The sequence below is a fragment of the Paraburkholderia solitsugae genome (assembly GCF_013177695.1).
Taxonomy (GTDB): domain Bacteria; phylum Pseudomonadota; class Gammaproteobacteria; order Burkholderiales; family Burkholderiaceae; genus Paraburkholderia; species Paraburkholderia solitsugae.
In genome coordinates this window covers 18,993-35,533 of sequence record NZ_WOEY01000136.1, presented here as the reverse complement: position 1 = coordinate 35,533, position 16,541 = coordinate 18,993, and the positions used below count along the sequence as shown (strand labels likewise).

Below are 16,541 nucleotides of genomic sequence, written 5' to 3'. Positions count from 1 at the left end.
GTCAGCGCTTTTCTCGCGCTCCGCCGCAAGCCGTCGCTGGCCGGACGCGGGAGCGATCTGCAGCAGCATCGCGGCGCTGGCAAAGACGAGCCCAACGCCACACACGCCCGGCCAATGCCACACGCTCCAGGCATAGTTGCCAAGCGTCGCGCCGATCGCCCCGCCCGCAAAGCGGATCGTCATATAAAGCGTGTTGGCGCGGCCCATCGCCGTGCTCCGAACCGCCAGGTTGCGCGCCATGTTCGAGACATGCGAGCTTTGCAAGCCGAGGTCGAGCAGGATCACGCCGACGATTAGCCCGCCGATGCTCGCGCCTTTCCAGGCAAGCAGCACATACGAGGCGATGAAGACGATGCTGGCGGCGAGAATGACGCGACGTGGATCGTGCGCATCGGCCAGCTTTCCCACGGCATAGGACGCGCTCGCGCCGGCGACACCGACGAGCCCGAACAATCCGGCCGTCTCGCTGCCGTAACTGGCGTTGAGGCCGTGCAGGTGAAACGCGAGCGTCGTCCAGAAGGCGCTGAATGCGGCAAATTGCAACGCCGCGATCGAAGCGGTCTGTCGTACGACGGGCTCCTCGCGCAGCAACGCAAACAGCGAACGCATCAACGCACCATAGCTGCCCGAGAAGGTCGGCTCGACGCGTGGAAGCACGCGCGCAAGCATGGCGGCAACGGCCACCATCGCGACTGCCGCGAAGGCGTAGACGGCGCGCCATCCGAAATACGCAGCGATCACGCCCGATACCGTGCAGAGACGAGGATGCCGCAAAGCAGGCCCAACATCACGATTCCGACGGCCTTGCCGCGGCCTTGGGGTCCTGCAATCTGCGCCGCAAGAGGCGTGAGCAGTTGCGGTGCCACACTTGCCATGCCCGCGGCAAAGCTCGCCGCCACGGCCCAAGGCAGCGTGGGCGCCGCCGCCATCGCGACGAGCGCGACGACGGACGCCGCCAACGTGAACGCGAATAGCTTGCGAAGCTCGACCTTGTCGCCGAGCGGAATGAAGAAGAGCAGGCCGAGCGCATAACCAGCCTGCGCGGCGATGGAAACCGCGCCGGCCTGACCTTCAGTAACCCTGAACGTATGCGCGAAATCGACGAGCAGCGGCTGGTTGTAATAGTTGTTGGCGACGACGAGCCCGGCGGCGAGTGCCATGACCCAGTAGATCGACTGCTTCATCTGCGCCCATCCTTTGCCGGAAATGTTCGAAGGGCTCACGCGCTCCGGGCGTGGCGCGCGGGCTTTTGCGGTTTGCTCAAAGGGGAATGTAGACTATTCCTGAAAGCGGGAGTACGGTCATAAAGCAGTAATGACTCTTGCGAATCAAGGAAGGGTGACCCATGGACCGATTCGACGCGATGAATGTGTTTCTCCGAGTGGTGGAAGCCGGCAGTCTGTCTGCCGCCGCCCGCGCGATTCCAATGTCGCTGACTTCGGTGAGTCGCCACTTGTCAGCGCTCGAGAAGCAATTCGGCATGCAGCTGCTGCGCCGCACGACACGGCACATTGCGTTGACGAACGAGGGGCGCCTCTTTTTCGAGCGCGCGAAGTCGATCCTCGCGGAGCTGGACGAAGTGGGCGCGTTGCTCAGTGCGGGCCGCAGCGAGCCGGTGGGCCGTTTGCGCATCGCTGCACCCACGCTCCTTGGCCGAACCGTGATCGCGCCGCTCCTGCCGTGCTTCCTTGCGCGCCACACCGCAGTTTCGGTCGAGCTGCTGCTGATCGACCGCGCCGTGAATCTCGTCGAGGAGGACATCCACCTCGCGATTCGCGTGGGCCGCCTGCCCGATTCGGCGCTCGTGGCACGCAAGCTCGGCGACGTGCGCATGATCGTTTGCGCCGCGCAGTCCTATATCGAGCGCCGCGGCGTGCCTTGCTCGCCTGACGAGCTGCGCCTGCACGACTGCCTCGTTTTCTCCGACCGGCCTGGCCCTGTCGATTGGCGCTTCAAGTCCGCAGGCACTCGTCATTCCGCCCGCATTACAGGCCGCCTCTGGGCCAACGCGCTCGACGTTCTCGCGGCCGCGGCGATCGACGGTGCGGGCATCGTGCGCGCCCCGTCGTGGCAAGTGGCGGACGACATCGAGCGCGGGCGGCTGCGGCGTATCCTTCAGGACTACGAGACAGCGCCTGCGCCCGTGAATGTGCTCTTCGAACGCGCGCGACGCACGTCGCCCTCTGTGCGGACCTTCCTCGACTACCTGGTCGAATCGACGGAAACGGGCCCGCTCGCGGGCATGTCCCGCTTCGGCGAAACGCTTGGCGCGGAAAACGGGTGACACCGCATTACGCCGGGCGTCTATGCTGCATGTTCGTCTGTGAGTCTTAGCTCCCACGCTTTCGCACCCTGAGCGCGTGCCAGTGTCAACGCTTGTTGCAAAATTAACGTGCGTGGCGCTCGTGGAGATGACCTCTTTTCCGATAGCGTCCGAGACTTGACTCTCATCAGTTCAGGGGCGTTCCAGAACTGTCCAGTGGCGTCGCCTGCCAGCCGGGCATTAATGAGGCTGACTGCTTCTCGCGTACGTCCCTGTTCCAGCATTGCATTCGCAAAGTCGGATAAGAATACGGAATAAGCCGGATCAAATCCACGGGCTTGTAGCGTCTCCAGTGTCGATCGAAGCTCTACGAAAGAGACAGCGTTCGGGTCCTGGAATACTTTCGCCCAAAGTGAAAAAGCCGAACCATAGAGTCCCCAAAAGTCCAGACCGTGATTTCCTGCCACTTGGATAAGCTGCTGCGACACACGCTTGACGCCTTCTACGTCTCCTGAAAGCGCTCCCACGTTACAGCTCCCCTCCGCAAGGGCACAGCAAAGGGTGCAGGCGTGATCCAGTGCCGTAGCCTCGTCAATCGCTACCTGGGCAGCGCGTCGCGCTTTGGCCGTGTTCCCCATTAACCACAGAATGCGAGAAAGGAAGGCCCAACCTGCCACGCGCTGGTCCATTCCAAATCTGAAATGGGAGGCATGACGGTCGTCGCGCGTATAACTGTCGAGCATGCACTCAATTTCAATCAAAGCTTCAGTGTGATTACCCAGAAAATGATGAGATGTCCCAATCAAACGACGTGCCGTCAGAAGTGCGGCTTGATCGCGATGCCGCACGGCTAACTCTGCCATGCTTTTCCCGTGCAGGAGGGCCTGTTCGTAGCAACCGCTACGGAGATGATAAAGCCATAGACCGTATTCGGCCTGAAGTTGCGTTTCCTCGTCGCCCAGCCGGAGCGCGAGATCGCTGGCCCTGGTCCAAGCCCGCCCATTAGCCGGAACGGGTCCACGTGACCAGGTCAGCGAAGTAGCCAGTGCGGACTGAATCATCATCTCCTGGCGCTCCTCAACGGGAGGAACTTTCGTTTCTTCCAGTACGTTCGTAATCCGCTGGCGACACTCGTCGTAGAGTGATAGTTGTATCCAGAATGGGGCGGAGTTCGCGAGGATGAGCAGTCCCAGGGCACGGCGCTTACTATCTGACAATGACCAGTCAAGAGCGGCCCTGATATCGTCAATGTGGTGTTCGTATTGTCGCTTCCATTGTGTCGTGGGTAGCGACATCCAATCCCGTTGGGCTTGAGAAATCAATTGCTCAACGAAGCGAGCATGCTTTTCAGTCATGGCCGCCGTGCGGTCCGCAAGCTGCTCCAAGGCGTATGCCCGCAGCATGGTTAGATAGCGATAGCGAATCGGCTGGGTTCCGGCCTGCAACGTGATTAGCGACTTTTCAACGAGGCTGCAAAGCACATCAACCAGTCGGGTGGGCCTTTCGAGCTTGGTGGATACGATACGTTCTGCGGCAGCGACGGTGAAATCGGCAGGGAAAATGGCCAGCTCCTGGAACACCGCTTGTTCTACGGAGTCGAGTAATTGGTAACTCCACTGCAGGGCGTCACCAAGCGTCCGATGGCGACCCGGGGTCTGGCGTTTCTGAGCTGCAAGCAATCCGGACGAAAGGGCTAAATCCTCGGTGACCGCTGCGAGACCCAGCGATGGCACGCGAGCTGCGGCGATTTCCAATGCCAGTGGCACTCCATCGAGCGCCCTGCATAACGCCGCAACCTGCTCTACGTTCGTTTCCGTAAGCTCGAAATGATAGTCCGCGGAAGTTACACGGCGGACAAACAGTTCAACCGCACTATAGCTTCTTGCGTTTGCTGCGTTGATGATGCGCGGAGGTAACGCGAGAGGACTGAGCCGGTAGACCTGCTCACCGTCCAGCCCCAATGGGGTCTGGCTGGTGAGCAGCACGCCCAGTTGAGGATCAGATTCCAGAAGCCGCTCAAGGACCGCCGCACAGGCCGACGTAACGTGTTCACAGTTATCAACGACCAGTAGTGCCCTTCCCGGGTGAGACGCTAACTGTGTGCTTGTTCCAACAAGCCCCGCCAACGCGCTCGAGATAGCCGGCGATACTGAGGCTGCGCTCAGTTGCGACAAGTCGGCGAAGTAAACCCCGTCGGGAAAACAAGGACTGGATTCTGACGCGGCCTCTATCGCCAGGCGAGTTTTACCAATGCCGGCAGGGCCTGTGAGCGTGCATAGCGTTTGGGTAGCCAACAGCCGGTTTAATTCCAGTAGCTCCTCAACGCGGCCGATCAAAGGAGACCGTGGGTTCGGCAATCCGACTCGTGCTTGAGGTGCGCCTATGGACGACGTGACAGCCCGATGCGCCTGCACTGAACCTGTAAAACGATAGCCCCGGCCAAACTCCGTCGCGATAAGGTCCCGATCATCCCCCAGTATTTTTCGCAACGACGAGATCTGCGCCTGCAAGCTGTTTTCCTCGATGACTTCCTTCGCCCATATCCGGGAGAGAAGCAAATCTTTGGATACGACTTGGCCTGCCGTACTGACAAGCTGGACTAGCACGTCCAGCGCACGCTCACCTACGTCCAGTCGTACACCGTCTCTTAACAATAGCCGCAAACGTGGGAACAATTGGTAGCGGCCGAAGGCAACCATATCGTCGTCGCGGGAGTCAGGGCCCTTCGACGGCCTTTCATGGCGAGTCTTTGTACCTGTAGGCATTTTTTACTGTCACATAGCGAGATTGCGGGGATCAACAGGAATTTCAGACGTCTGAAATTGTAGGCCAAAGACTTCTCGTCTGCGCTGCATCACGATGAAGATCCCTGTACTTCGTTGTGAGTCTGGACATGTCACCCAATACGGTTGGTAGCGAATCTTCGGCGCACTCCGCCGCCCCTGAAGAGCCCGGGTTAACGCATCACCTGGACAGTTCATTGCTGATGGTGATGGCGGTGGCCTGCGGTGTCTTTGTCGCCAATATTTACTACAACCAGCCGATCCTGGAACTACTGCAGCAGGCTTTCCCGCGATCAGTTGGCCTGGTCAACCTGGTTCCGACGGCTACACAACTGGGTTTCGCCTGCGGTCTGTTTTTTCTGGTGCCCTTGGGAGACCGAATTGATCGGAGAAAATTGATTCTCGGGCAAACGGCAGTGTTAATCGTGGCATTGGTATGCCTCGCTGCAGCCCCGAATGCCTGGTTGCTGGTAGTCGCTTCAGCGGTAGTGGGTATTTCAGGATCCGTTGCCCAACAAGTCGTACCGTTCGCGGCAGAACTAGCCGCACCCAGTCGCCGTGGCCAAGTCGTCGGCACTGTGATGAGCGGCTTGCTTTGCGGCATTCTGCTGGGAAGGGCCGTCGGCGGATTTACTGCTGATCATTGGGGCTGGCGTGCCACGTTTTGGCTAGGGGCCGCGATGACCGCCATTATCTGGGTCATGTTGCTAGGCAAACTTCCACACAGTGAACCCAAGACAAGCCACAGCTACTTTGGTCTCGTGAAGTCACTCATCGAGTTGTGGCGAGAAGAAAGGTCACTGCGCCGTGCAACGTGTATTCAAGCCGCGATGTTCGGTTCTTTTATCGGGCTATGGACAATTCTGGCATTGCGTCTGCATGAGGCCTTCGGCTTGGGGGCTGATGTGGCGGGCCTCATGGGGATCGTGGGTGCGGCGGGTATTCTGATTGCCCCACTTGCTGGCCGTGTCGCCGATCGTCGTGGACCCCATGCCGTTATCGGGCTTGGTTGCCTGATCATGCTGCTGTCATACGCGGTTCTGGGCCTTTGGGGCAGCCTCGTTGGCCTGATCGTCGGCATCATCCTGCTGGACTTCGGTGAGCAGTCGGCTCTCATCTCCAACCAGCATGTGGTGTACGCACTTCGCCCGGAGGCAAGAAGCCGACTCAACACGCTATTCATGAGTGGCATGTTCGTAGGCGGCGCCGCGGGTTCCTGGGGAGCAAGTATCAGTTGGCGACTGGGTGGATGGCATACAGCGTGCGTATTCGGCGGCGCATTGGCGTTGCTCGGGTTTGTTCTTCATTTCTCCGGGAGGCTGGCTGCTTATGGCACCACCAGGAGTTGAAACGTCGACAGTGGCTGACGCGACTTTACTCATAGTCGTGAGCGAAGTCCTCCGGCGGAGGCGGCGCCCAAAGATAAAACCCATTGTCAGCCGTGAAGGCTTGGCTCGGCCAATCGATGTCGGCGGGCACGTAGTCGATATCGCACGAGTATTCGGCGTAGCTGTCCCACGGGTCACGCACGTAGTAGAAGTAGTTCGAGCCGAGTACGTGACGGCCCACGCCCCAGCCCCGCGAGTAACCCTCCGCCGCCATTTGCATCGCGCCCAGTCCGACTTCCTGGATCGAGCAAACGTCCCAGCTCGAGTGATGCAAGCCCGCGCCGTTTGCCTGGCCGAAGGCGACCAGATGGTGATCGCTGCCGTGTGCGCCATGCATGAACGCGACGACTTCTGCTTCGTCGGACAAGCGCAGGCCGAGCGTGTTGCTGTAAAAACGCATGACGCGCTGAAGGTCAGTCGTGAACAGCAGGATATGCGCGAGCCGTGAAGGTCGCACGGGCGCTTGTTCAGCACGCGGGCCGGCGCCGCGCGCACCGGCTGCGGCCGACGGATTGCTCACCATCGACTTGGCATCCGGCGACGACTTCGCCGCCGCCTTGATCTGCACGAGCCGTCCATCGCAGTCGTGAAACCACAATCCTTCGTCGGTGACGTGCTCGCCTGAGCGAAGCAACTCGACGTTTTCGTCCCGTAGCCGCACGCGGAATGCATCCATCTCATCGCCGTACGCGCCGAACGACAGGTACTGAATCTGTTTCTGTGCCGCTCCGGTACGCACGATAGCCCAGCAATGCGGATGGCCGAACGTGTAGAGATGCAGCGCGCCGTCGACGTCCCGCACATCCAGTCCGAACGCCGTATAGAACTGCTTCGCGACGCCAAGGTCGGGCACGCTAAAACAGAAATGGTCGAGCGAATGGATGCCCAGGCGGTCGTGACGCCGCGTTGGCGCGGACGCTGGTGTGGTGATTTCCACGGTGTCTCCTCCGTGTTGGCAATCAGCCTTGTTCGTCTACGATCGGATTGCGCAGAATGCCAAGCCCGTCGACTTCGACTTCGCAGACGTCGCCTGCCTTCATGAAAAGCGGCGGCTTGCGTGCGACACCGACACCGGCCGGCGTGCCCGTGACGATCAGGTCGCCCGCACGCAACGTCATGGCTTCACTCAGTAGCGAGATAAGCGACGCTACGTCGAAAACGAGATCGTCGGTGGACGCCTGCTGAACGACTTCGCCGTTCAGCCGTGTTTGCAATTGCAGACCGCGCACGCCGCTCGGCAATTCGTCCGCCGTCACAAACTGTGGCCCGAACGCACCGGTGCCGTCGAAATTCTTGCCGACCGTCCATTGCGGCGTCATGTGCTGGTAGTCGCGCACCGAGCCGTCGTTGAACAGCGCATAGCCCGCGACATAGTCGAGCGCGTCGGCCTGTGCGATATGCCGGCCGCTCTTGCCGATCACCGCCACGATCTCGCCTTCGTAATCGAACTGCGTCGACACGCGGGGGCGGATCAGCGCCTCGCCGTGGCCGATGAGGCTCGACGTGAAGCGCCCGAATACGGTCGGAAACGGCGGCAGGTCATAGCCGCTTTCCTTCGAGTGGTCCGCGTAGTTCAAGCCGACGCACAGGATCTTTTCCGACGCCACGAAAGGGGCCGTGTACCGAACCTGCGCGAGATCGATGGCCGGACCGTCGGCGAGTTGCTGCGCGGCGCGCTGCAGACCTGCGGCGCCGGCACGGATCAACACGTCAAGCGAGCCGGGGAACGAGGCAGCGTCCGCCAGCAGGCCGCGGGCTTCGCCGGACGGGCGCACCACGGCAAGACCCTGCTTGCCGTTCTGTTCAAAGGAAACAAACCGCACGTGACACCTCCAGGTAGAAATACTTTGATGTGGATAATATATTTTACGAGGATGATGTCAAGAAGAATAATATATTTTTGCTACAATGAAGCATTCTTCGGGACGAACACTATGGCCACCACCAACGCTGCGAGTCTGACGCAGACCGCGTATGAGCGACTGCGCGCGGATCTGCTCAGTTGCAAGCTCAAGCCGGACGAGCAACTCAAGATCAGCCAGTTGTGCGAGCAACTGGACGTCAGCCTCGGCGCCGTGCGCGAGGCGCTGTCGCGGCTCACGTCTGAAGGGCTCGTGATCGCGGAGCCGCAGCGCGGGTTTCGCGTCGCGCCGGTTTCGCTCGACGACCTGAAAGACCTGACGCGGGTACGAATCCAGATCGAAACGTCGTGCCTGGAGCGCGCCTTGGCGTGTGGCGACATGAATTGGGAAACCAACCTGGTCGCCGCGTATTACCGGCTGTCGCGCACGCCCGAGCGCGTCGAGGACGGCGATGGCGTGCGGCTTGCCGACACGTGGCGCGAAGCGCACAACCAGTTTCACGAGTGCCTGATTGCGGCGTGCGATAGCCCGTGGCTGCTGCGGATTCGCGAGCAGTTGTATATGCAGACGGAGCGCTACCGTCAGTTGTCGGTACCGCTGCAGAAGGTCAAACGCGACACCAACAGCGAGCATGAGGCGTTGATGAACGCGGCGCTCGCACGCGACACCGCCAAGGCCGCCAAGCTGCTCGACGCGCATCTGAGCCGGACGATGGATATCCTGGTCGCCGGCTTCGAGCCGCAGGCAGGCGCAGCGGATGCTGCTCCACCGGCGCGGCGTAAGGCGTCGGCGCGCGGTTCGCGGTCGCTGGCGGCGGCCGACTGAACGAGATTGAACGATAAGGATGACTATAGAACGGCGGCCCGCGCGGATTGTTCTGGTGACACCGATGGCCGTGCAGGTGCCGCTGCGGGTGCGCTTGCGCGGACCAGCACCTTCCCGGGTAATTTAGCCTCCACCAGTTGACCTTCCGGCGGCGGATCGGTGACGATGCGCACCGCGGCCGCGACCATTTCTTCGAGCGGCTGAACAATCGTGCTCAGTTGGTAAGACGCCCAGCCGCCCATCGCAATGCCGTCGAAACCGACGATCGCTGGCCTACGGTGCAGGCCTGCCGCCGCAGTCTCCTGATCGAGCTTCAATGCATCGATACCGCCCAACGCCATGATGTCGTTCGCGAAGAAGATCGCATCGGGTGCATCGCCGGGCGTGGCCAGCAGCGTCTGCATGGCGCGATACCCTGCCTCGTAGGTGAAATCGCCGCCGGCCACGACGCGCCATAACGGCATGCCGCGCTCGCGCAGCCGTGACGTAAAACCTTGCAAGCGCTCGCGATTGGTGGACGTATCGTCACGTCCTGCAACGAAGGTGGGCCGGCGGCAATCGAGCGCCGCAAACCAGTCCGCAACGAGCGCCGCGCCGCCCACGTTGTCGCACGCAACCGTGTGCGCCTTGGCCCCCGACAGCGCGCGGTTGAACAGAATCACCGGCGTATTCGCGCGCTCGCAGGCTTCGGCCATCGCGGCCGATAGCGGCGCGGACAGCACGATCACCGCGTCCACCTGATACTGCAACACCACCGGCAATAGCGCGTCGACATCGTGCCCGGCAGGCGCTGTGAACAGCAGGGTCTGATAACCCTGCTGCTGCAGGTGTTGCGAAAAACGCTGCAGCGCATCGGCATAAAACGGATTGCCGCCGCTGCCCGACACCAGTCCGACAATCTTGCTGCGATTCGTGATCAGGCTGCGCGCGAGCGCGTTCGGCTTGTAACCCATCGACCCCGCCATGCGCAGGATCGCGGCGCGGGTCTGCGGCGAGACGCTGGCGTCTTCGGTGAAGGCCCGCGACACGGTCGATTGCGAGATGCCGAGCGCTTGCGCGACGTCGCGTGCGGTGCTGCGGATCCGGGTGTGTCTGCTGTCTGTCATTGCGTTCCTCCATCGCTTCATCTGCTCGCCGGCCGACCAGGGATAAACCCTGGACTTTGGCTTCAACACATTTTTTGTGTTGAAAAATATATTATCGCTGCTAGTATGCATTCCATTGCATACGAATGCAACGTGCTGGTTGACTGGATTTCAGAGCGGTGGCGCGTGCATCGACGAGCGGACACTGGACGGAGACAACATGAACAGAAAGATCTTTGACGTCGTGGTGATCGGCATGGGGCCGGTCGGGTTGACGCTGGCGGCCTCGCTGGCACGGCGGGGCAGAAGCGTGGCAGTCGTCGAGCGGCATGCGGGCTTGTACGGCATGCCGCGGGCCGGCCACATCGATCACGAAATCGTGCGCATCCTGCAGTCGCTCGACGCCGCCGCGCCCGTGCTGGCGGACGCCTATCCGGCCGTGGAATACGTGTGGAAGAACCGCAGTGGCGAAACGCTGCTCGAATTCGATTGGGGTGCGAAGGCCGTGTCGGGCTACAACTCCGACTACATGCAATATCAGCCATTGCTCGAAGACGCGCTGTTTGCGCAGATCAAGAACGATCCGCGGGTGACGTTGTATCGCGGCTGGGAAGCAGCCGAATTCGAGCAGCACGAGTCGTCGGTGCGCAGCGTGCTGTACAAGACGGAACTGCAAGCGGGTCATCACATACCGGTGCGCACGCAGGAATCCGAGGCGATCGAAGGCGCGTGGCTGATCGGCGCCGACGGCGCGAACAGCGTGGTGCGGCGCTGGCTTGGCATCGAGCGCGATGACCTCGGTTTCAACGAAAAGTGGCTCGATGTGGATGCGCGTAAGAAGCGCGATTTCACGCTGGACTTCGATTGCGGACAGATCTGCGATCCGGCGCGGCCGGTGACGGTGCTGCCGCTTGGCAAGCGGCATCGTCGCTGGGAGTGGGCGATGATGCCGGGCGAGACGCGTGAGCAGCTGGAGCAGCCTGAAGCCGCATGGAAGCTGCTTGCGGAGCAGGGTGTCTCGCAGGACGACGTGGAGATCGTGCGGCAGATCGTCTACACGTTCGAAGCGCGCATCGCCCGGCAATGGCGCGACAAGCGGGTTTTTCTCGCTGGCGACGCGGCACATACGATGCCGCCGTTCCAGGGGCAGGGCATGTGCTCGGGCATGCGCGACGCGGTGAATCTCGCATGGAAGATCGATCACGTGATGCGTGGGCTCTCATCCGATGCGCTGCTCGATACCTATCAGCAGGAACGTTATGCCCACGTGTACGACTGGACCATCATTTCGATCGAAAGCGGCAAGATTCCGTGCACGCTAGATCCGGTTGAAGCCGAAGCGCGCGATGCCAGATTCCGCGCCGGCTGGCGTCCGCCGATGCCGGATTTTCCGCGCCTGAACGAAGGGGTGCTGGGGCGCGACGCGAACGGCACGATCGTTCCGCTCGCGGGTCAACTGGGCCTGCAGGCTCGTATCGAAAAGGATGGCCGCAGCGCGCTGTTCGACGATCTGTTTCCGGGCTACGGCTACGTGTTGCTCAGTACCGTTGCTAATCCGCGCGAGTCGCTTAGCGACACGCAACTGGCGTGGCTCGATACGCTCGGCACACGCATCGTGCATGTCGGCGCGCCGGGGGACCCGCATGCCGATGCGATCGATATCGACGGCGAATATGCGCGCTATTTCGCGGCGCACGGCATCGACGTCATGATCGTACGACCGGACTTCTACGTGTTCGGCGCGGGCACGCTCGACAGCCTGCCGGCGCTCGTCGATTCATTGCGCCACGGCCTGTACGCGACCGATTCGGGCAGCGCGGCCACGTCAGCGCATGTCTTACAGTCGTCGCTTCGTTGCGCTCCGGGCGCATTGGGAGCCGCGCGATGAATGCGATCCCTTCACTTGTTGCCGGTGGCCTGTCGTGGCCCGAAGCGCCGCGTTGGCACGACGGCTACCTGTATTTTTCGGACTGCCACAATTTTCGCGTCATGCGCGTAAAGCCGGGTACGGGCGCGGCGGAGATCGTCACGCCGCTCGAAGGCAGGCCGTCGGGCATGGACTTTTTCCCGGACGGGCGGCTGCTGGTGGCGGGCGCGCTCGATCGCAAGCTATGGTGGGTGATCGACGGCCGCACCGAACTGGCCGCTGACCTGTCGATGCACACGAGCGGCTTGCTGAACGACATGATCGTCGATGCACACGGTCGCGCATGGATCGGCGATACCGGCTTCAATCTTGCCGCCGGCGGCCGCGAACGGCCCGGCACGTTGTTCTCGTGGTCACCGGAGGAAGGGGTTCGACGTGCGGCCGAAAATGTTCGGTTTCCTAACGGACTGGCGATCACGCCAGACGGCCGCACTTTGTATCTGGCCGAGACGTTCGCCAGCGCGATCACGGCATTCGATCTCAGCCCTGACGGCGCGCTGTCCAATCGACGAATTCATGCGCAGCTCGAAGGACGGCCCGACGGCATGTGTCTCGATGCCGATGGCGGTCTGTGGGTTGCGTTGCTGTGGAACCAGGCGTTTCACCGCATCGGCCGCGATGGCAACGTCACGCACCGGCTCGACTTCGAGCATGAGCGCACAGTGTCGTGCGTGCTCGGCGGCCCCGAGCGCCGCACGCTCTTTATCGGCACTTCCGAGTTGATCGACAACGGCACGACCCTAACTCGCGGCGAAGGCACGATCAAGTGCCTCGACGCACCGTTCGCAGGGGCCGGCATCCCCTGACACAACCCAGCTAACTCCTCTCTTTTTCAATCGGCAGACGCCGCTTCACCGCGGCGCTGGGGACGCTTTTTTATTTTTTCAAGGAGATTCATCATGATCAAGCATCTGAAAGCCAGCAAGCCCATCGAGGCAAAAGCGGAAATCGCGACCCAGGTGCGCGCCACCGTCGAGCAGATCATCGCGGATATCGCGGCGCGCGGCGATGCGGCGGTGCGCGAGTATTCCGAGCGTTTCGACAAATGGTCGCCGGCCTCTTTCCGTCTCTCCGATGCGGAGATTGCCGCATGCGTCGCCCAACTGTCGGCCGCCGAGTTGGACGATATCCGCTTCGCGCAAACCCAGGTGCGGCGTTTTGCGGAAATTCAGAAATCGGCGTTGCGCGACGTCGAAGTGGAGACGCTGCCCGGCGTCGTACTCGGCCATAAGAACCTGCCGGTGAACTCGGTTGGCTGCTATGTGCCGGGCGGCAAGTATCCGCTCGTCGCGTCGGCGCATATGAGCGTGCTGACCGCGAAGGTTGCGGGCGTGAAGCGTGTCGTGGCGGTAGCGCCGCCGTTCGACGGCCGGCCGAATCCGGCGATCGTTGCCGCGATGCATATGGCCGGCGCCGACGAAATCTACTGCGTGGGCGGTGTGCAGGCAGTCGCCGCGATGGCGCTCGGCACGGACCAGATCGGCGCGGTCGACATGATTGTCGGACCGGGCAACGCGTACGTCGCGGAAGCGAAGCGGCAACTGTTCGGCAAGATCGGCATCGACCTGCTCGCGGGGCCGACCGAAACGCTGATCATCGCCGACGAAAGCTGCGACGCCGAGATGGCCGCGACCGATCTGCTCGGCCAGGCCGAACACGGCGTCAATTCGCCCGCGATCCTGCTGACGACGTCGGCCGCGCTGGCTGAGGCGCTGCCCGCCGAGATCGAACGCCAGCTCGAAACGCTGCCGACCGCCGCCGTCGCGCGCGTCGCGTGGCAGGACTACGGCGAAATCATCCTGTGCGATACGGTCGACGAGATGGTCGCCGAAGCAGACCGCATCGCGTCCGAGCACGTGCAGGTGCTGACCGTCGATCCCGATTACTTCCTGAAGAACATGACCAACTACGGCGCGCTGTTCCTCGGCGCACGCACCAACGTGTCCTACGGCGATAAGGTGATCGGCACCAACCACACGCTGCCGACGATGAAGTCCGCGCGCTTCACGGGTGGTTTGTGGGTCGGCAAGTTCATCAAGACCTGCACCTATCAGCGCGTGCTGACCGACGAGGCGTCCGCGCTGGTGGGCGAATACTGCTCGCGCCTGTGTGCTCTCGAAGGCTTCGCGGGCCACAAGGAGCAGGCCGATCTGCGCGTGCGCCGTTACGGCAAGCACGCGGACGCGCAAGTGTGAGAACGGCATGAACACTCCGCTCCTCACAGGAAAGGTTGCGGTGGTGACCGGGGCCGCAGGCGGCCTCGGTTCCGCGATCTGCCGCGCGCTCGCCGCGCAGGGTGCGACCGTTGCGCTCGGCTATCACCGTTCTCAGGATGCCGCCGCGTCGCTCGCTAGCGAATTGCCCGGCAGCGGCCATTTCGCCGTGCACCTGCCCGTCACGGATCCGGCCGCGCTCAACGAGGCGGCAGGACTGATTGCCGCAAGGTCGGGGCGCGTCGACATCCTGGTGAATTGCGCGGGCACGACCCAGTTCGTGCCGCACGACGATCTCGACGGACTCACCGACTCGCTGATCGACGACATCCTCGCGACCAATGTGCGAGGCCCGTTCGCCGCGATCCGGGCATTCCGGCCATGGCTCGCCGCACACCGTGACGGCCTCGTCGTGAACATTTCGTCGATCGCGGCGAGGACCGCGATGGGCAGCAATGTCATGTATTGCGCGTCGAAGGCGGCGCTCGACAACCTGACCGCGTCGCTCGCGCGCGCGCTTGGCCCGCACATTCGCGTGCTGTCGGTGTCACCGGGTTTGATCGATACGGAGTTCGTGCGCTCGCTCGATTCACGCTGGCGCGACGAGCAGGCCGCGGCAACCGTGCTAGGACGGCTCGCGACACCCGACGAAGTCGCCGAGGCCGTGATCGCCGCCGCCACGCTGTTGCGCTTCACCACCGGCGTGGCGCTGCCGGTCGATGGAGGCCGCCCACTGCGCTGATCTGTTCTTCCAGACTCACTTCCCGCAAGCGCACCACAACAAATCAGGAGACGTTTCATGAAGACCGTGCTCGTCGATGACCTCATCGATGCGCGCCCGTTCGGCGCGTTTCAATTACTCGTGTTTGCCGTGTGTTTCGTCATTGCGCTGATGGACGGCGCGAACATTCAAACCATGGGGCTCAGCGCGCCGTTGCTCGCCGCCGATCTCCAGTTATTGCCGACGCAACTGGGCCCCGTGTTCGCGGGTTCCGAATTCGGTTTCATGATCGGCGCGCTGGCTTTCGGGCCGCTCGCGGACCACGTCGGCCGCAAGTCGATTCTGGTGCTGTGCACGCTGCTATTCGGCTTCGCCTCGCTCGCTACCGTGCAGGCATCGAGCTTCCATTCGTTGCTGCTGTTGCGCGTCGTCACCGGCCTTGGGCTCGGCGGCGCGGCACCGTGTTTCGTCAGCCTCACCACTGAGTACGTGTCGCAGCGTCTGCGGGCACGCGTCGCGTCATTACTGTGGGCGGCCATTCCGGCGGGCGGCGTGATTGCGGGGTTCGCGGGGAGTGCGCTGATTCCGGCGTACGGATGGAAGTCGATGTTCTATCTGAGCGGCGTGGTGCCAATCGTCGCGGCGCTCGTCGTCGTGCTGCTGATTCCCGAGTCGGTGCGCTTTCTGATTCTGACGGGCGCGCCGGAAAAACGTGTGTCGCGGATCCTGGCGCGTCTTGGCGTAACGGTCAGCGGTGGCACGTCGGAGGCGGTGCGCTATGTGACGCATGAGCACGAGACCAAAGGTTTGCCGATGCGCCATCTGTTCAGGGAAGGGCGTGCGTCGTTCACCGCGCTGCTCTGGATCGCATTTTTCCTCAATTTCCTCGCGTTGATTGCAGTGCTCGCGTGGACCAGCACGCTGCTGAAGTCGGCGGGGATGTCGGTTGCCGATGCATCGATCGTCATGGCATGGAACAACGTCGGCGGCATGATCGGCGTGGCGGCGGCCGGCAAGTTGATGGAGCGACTCGGCACGCATCGCTTCCTTGCGCTTGTCTTCGTGTGCGGTGCGGCTGTGGTTGGCTGCACCGGCGCAGCGGCCCCGCATACCGGACTCGTGTCGTTGTTCTCAGGATTGACGGGGCTCTTTGTCGGCGGCGCAACGGCCGGCCTGATTGCGATCGCGGCGATGGGCTATCCGACCGCGATCCGTTCGACCGGCGTCGGCTATGGGTTGGCCGCCGGGCGCCTGGGCGGGGCGACGGGGCCCGTCGTCGTCGGGGCGCTGGTGGCGAGCGGCCTGGGCGTCGCACAGACCTATCTCTTCGTCAGCGTGCCGGTCGTGCTGGCTGCGGTCGTGATGCTGCTGATGCGACGCACGCATCCCGGCGATGCGCAATTCGTGAAGGGCGTTATCGCGCATTGACGCGCGGCTAAGCGCGCGCAAGCGCGCCGACCGTAAATGGTGACGC

14 protein-coding genes are annotated in these 16,541 nt (G+C 62.4%); 8 read left to right on the top strand and 6 right to left on the bottom strand.

What is annotated here, in order from left to right:
* Window positions 1–741, bottom strand: a 741-nt coding sequence (locus GNZ12_RS35950) for an MFS transporter (RefSeq protein ID WP_328806115.1), incomplete at its 3' end; no start/stop codon positions are given.
* The gene (locus GNZ12_RS45150; RefSeq protein WP_268959080.1) at window positions 738–1,184 is read right to left on the bottom strand and encodes an MFS transporter; all 447 of its coding nucleotides are present in this window, start codon (window positions 1,182–1,184) and stop codon (window positions 738–740) included. The genes GNZ12_RS45150 and GNZ12_RS35950, both read right to left, overlap by 4 nt.
* A gap of 161 nt (window positions 1,185–1,345) precedes the next feature.
* Between GNZ12_RS45150 and GNZ12_RS35945 the strand changes: the two genes are divergently transcribed.
* Window positions 1,346–2,284 carry a LysR family transcriptional regulator gene (locus GNZ12_RS35945; protein WP_172316723.1) on the top strand — a complete coding sequence of 313 codons (939 nt, stop codon included), beginning with the start codon at window positions 1,346–1,348 and terminating at the stop codon, window positions 2,282–2,284.
* A 20-nt stretch (window positions 2,285–2,304) separates the two neighbouring features.
* Here the strand turns inward: GNZ12_RS35945 and GNZ12_RS35940 are convergent, their stop codons facing one another.
* Window positions 2,305–4,962 carry an ATP-binding protein gene (locus GNZ12_RS35940; protein ID WP_172316722.1) on the bottom strand — a complete coding sequence of 886 codons (2,658 nt, stop codon included), beginning with the start codon at window positions 4,960–4,962 and terminating at the stop codon, window positions 2,305–2,307.
* A 194-nt stretch (window positions 4,963–5,156) separates the two neighbouring features.
* Here GNZ12_RS35940 and GNZ12_RS35935 point away from each other — a divergent pair, with 194 nt between their 5' ends.
* The gene (locus tag GNZ12_RS35935) at window positions 5,157–6,395 is read left to right on the top strand and encodes an MFS transporter (protein WP_172316721.1); all 1,239 of its coding nucleotides are present in this window, start codon (window positions 5,157–5,159) and stop codon (window positions 6,393–6,395) included.
* Between the two features lie 25 nt (window positions 6,396–6,420).
* Here GNZ12_RS35935 and GNZ12_RS35930 read toward each other — a convergent pair whose 3' ends face one another.
* Both GNZ12_RS35930 and GNZ12_RS35925 read right to left on the bottom strand, forming a co-directional pair.
* Complete coding sequence (locus GNZ12_RS35930; RefSeq protein WP_328806114.1) at window positions 6,421–7,371, bottom strand: VOC family protein; 951 nt, start codon at window positions 7,369–7,371, stop codon at window positions 6,421–6,423.
* Between the two features lie 22 nt (window positions 7,372–7,393).
* Window positions 7,394–8,257, bottom strand: a complete 864-nt coding sequence (locus tag GNZ12_RS35925) for a fumarylacetoacetate hydrolase family protein (RefSeq protein ID WP_172316720.1) — start codon at window positions 8,255–8,257, stop codon at window positions 7,394–7,396.
* Window positions 8,258–8,368: 111 nt separating this feature from the next.
* Between GNZ12_RS35925 and GNZ12_RS35920 the strand changes: the two genes are divergently transcribed.
* Window positions 8,369–9,121 carry a GntR family transcriptional regulator gene (locus GNZ12_RS35920; protein ID WP_172316719.1) on the top strand — a complete coding sequence of 251 codons (753 nt, stop codon included), beginning with the start codon at window positions 8,369–8,371 and terminating at the stop codon, window positions 9,119–9,121.
* Between the two features lie 23 nt (window positions 9,122–9,144).
* On the opposite strand, the gene GNZ12_RS35915 is transcribed toward GNZ12_RS35920, so the two are convergent.
* The gene (locus tag GNZ12_RS35915) at window positions 9,145–10,227 is read right to left on the bottom strand and encodes a LacI family DNA-binding transcriptional regulator (protein ID WP_172316718.1); all 1,083 of its coding nucleotides are present in this window, start codon (window positions 10,225–10,227) and stop codon (window positions 9,145–9,147) included.
* Between the two features lie 199 nt (window positions 10,228–10,426).
* On the opposite strand from GNZ12_RS35915, the gene mhpA reads away from it, so the two are divergent.
* The 5 genes from mhpA to GNZ12_RS35890 all read left to right on the top strand — a co-directional run bounded on the left by mhpA (window position 10,427) and on the right by GNZ12_RS35890 (window position 16,495).
* Window positions 10,427–12,094, top strand: a complete 1,668-nt coding sequence (gene mhpA / locus GNZ12_RS35910; protein WP_172316717.1) for a bifunctional 3-(3-hydroxy-phenyl)propionate/3-hydroxycinnamic acid hydroxylase MhpA — start codon at window positions 10,427–10,429, stop codon at window positions 12,092–12,094.
* Entirely contained in the window at window positions 12,091–12,939 is an 849-nt protein-coding gene (locus GNZ12_RS35905; RefSeq protein ID WP_172316716.1) for an SMP-30/gluconolactonase/LRE family protein, read from the top strand. The genes mhpA and GNZ12_RS35905 overlap by 4 nt, the downstream gene beginning before the upstream one ends.
* A 93-nt stretch (window positions 12,940–13,032) precedes the next feature.
* Window positions 13,033–14,328 carry a histidinol dehydrogenase gene (hisD, locus tag GNZ12_RS35900; protein ID WP_172316715.1) on the top strand — a complete coding sequence of 432 codons (1,296 nt, stop codon included), beginning with the start codon at window positions 13,033–13,035 and terminating at the stop codon, window positions 14,326–14,328.
* A 7-nt stretch (window positions 14,329–14,335) separates the two neighbouring features.
* Window positions 14,336–15,088, top strand: coding sequence for an SDR family NAD(P)-dependent oxidoreductase (locus GNZ12_RS35895; protein WP_172316714.1), 753 nt, complete (start codon window positions 14,336–14,338; stop codon window positions 15,086–15,088).
* A gap of 57 nt (window positions 15,089–15,145) precedes the next feature.
* Window positions 15,146–16,495: an MFS transporter gene (locus GNZ12_RS35890; RefSeq protein WP_172316713.1), complete on the top strand. Its 1,350-nt coding sequence runs from the start codon at window positions 15,146–15,148 to the stop codon at window positions 16,493–16,495.
* Window positions 16,496–16,541 lie beyond the last annotated feature (46 nt).

Excerpts from the sequence above, each read along its gene's own strand:
- GNZ12_RS45150 (WP_268959080.1), bottom strand. The coding sequence starts at position 1,184 with ATGAAGCAGTCGATCTACTGGGTCATGGCACTCGCCGCCGGGCTCGTC.
- GNZ12_RS35945 (WP_172316723.1), top strand. The coding sequence starts at position 1,346 with ATGGACCGATTCGACGCGATGAATGTGTTTCTCCGAGTGGTGGAAGCC.
- GNZ12_RS35940 (WP_172316722.1), bottom strand. The coding sequence starts at position 4,962 with ATGGTTGCCTTCGGCCGCTACCAATTGTTCCCACGTTTGCGGCTATTG.
- GNZ12_RS35935 (WP_172316721.1), top strand. The coding sequence starts at position 5,157 with ATGTCACCCAATACGGTTGGTAGCGAATCTTCGGCGCACTCCGCCGCC.
- GNZ12_RS35920 (WP_172316719.1), top strand. The coding sequence starts at position 8,369 with ATGGCCACCACCAACGCTGCGAGTCTGACGCAGACCGCGTATGAGCGA.
- GNZ12_RS35915 (WP_172316718.1), bottom strand. The coding sequence starts at position 10,227 with ATGACAGACAGCAGACACACCCGGATCCGCAGCACCGCACGCGACGTC.
- mhpA (WP_172316717.1), top strand. The coding sequence starts at position 10,427 with ATGAACAGAAAGATCTTTGACGTCGTGGTGATCGGCATGGGGCCGGTC.
- GNZ12_RS35905 (WP_172316716.1), top strand. The coding sequence starts at position 12,091 with ATGAATGCGATCCCTTCACTTGTTGCCGGTGGCCTGTCGTGGCCCGAA.
- hisD (WP_172316715.1), top strand. The coding sequence starts at position 13,033 with ATGATCAAGCATCTGAAAGCCAGCAAGCCCATCGAGGCAAAAGCGGAA.
- GNZ12_RS35895 (WP_172316714.1), top strand. The coding sequence starts at position 14,336 with ATGAACACTCCGCTCCTCACAGGAAAGGTTGCGGTGGTGACCGGGGCC.
- GNZ12_RS35890 (WP_172316713.1), top strand. The coding sequence starts at position 15,146 with ATGAAGACCGTGCTCGTCGATGACCTCATCGATGCGCGCCCGTTCGGC.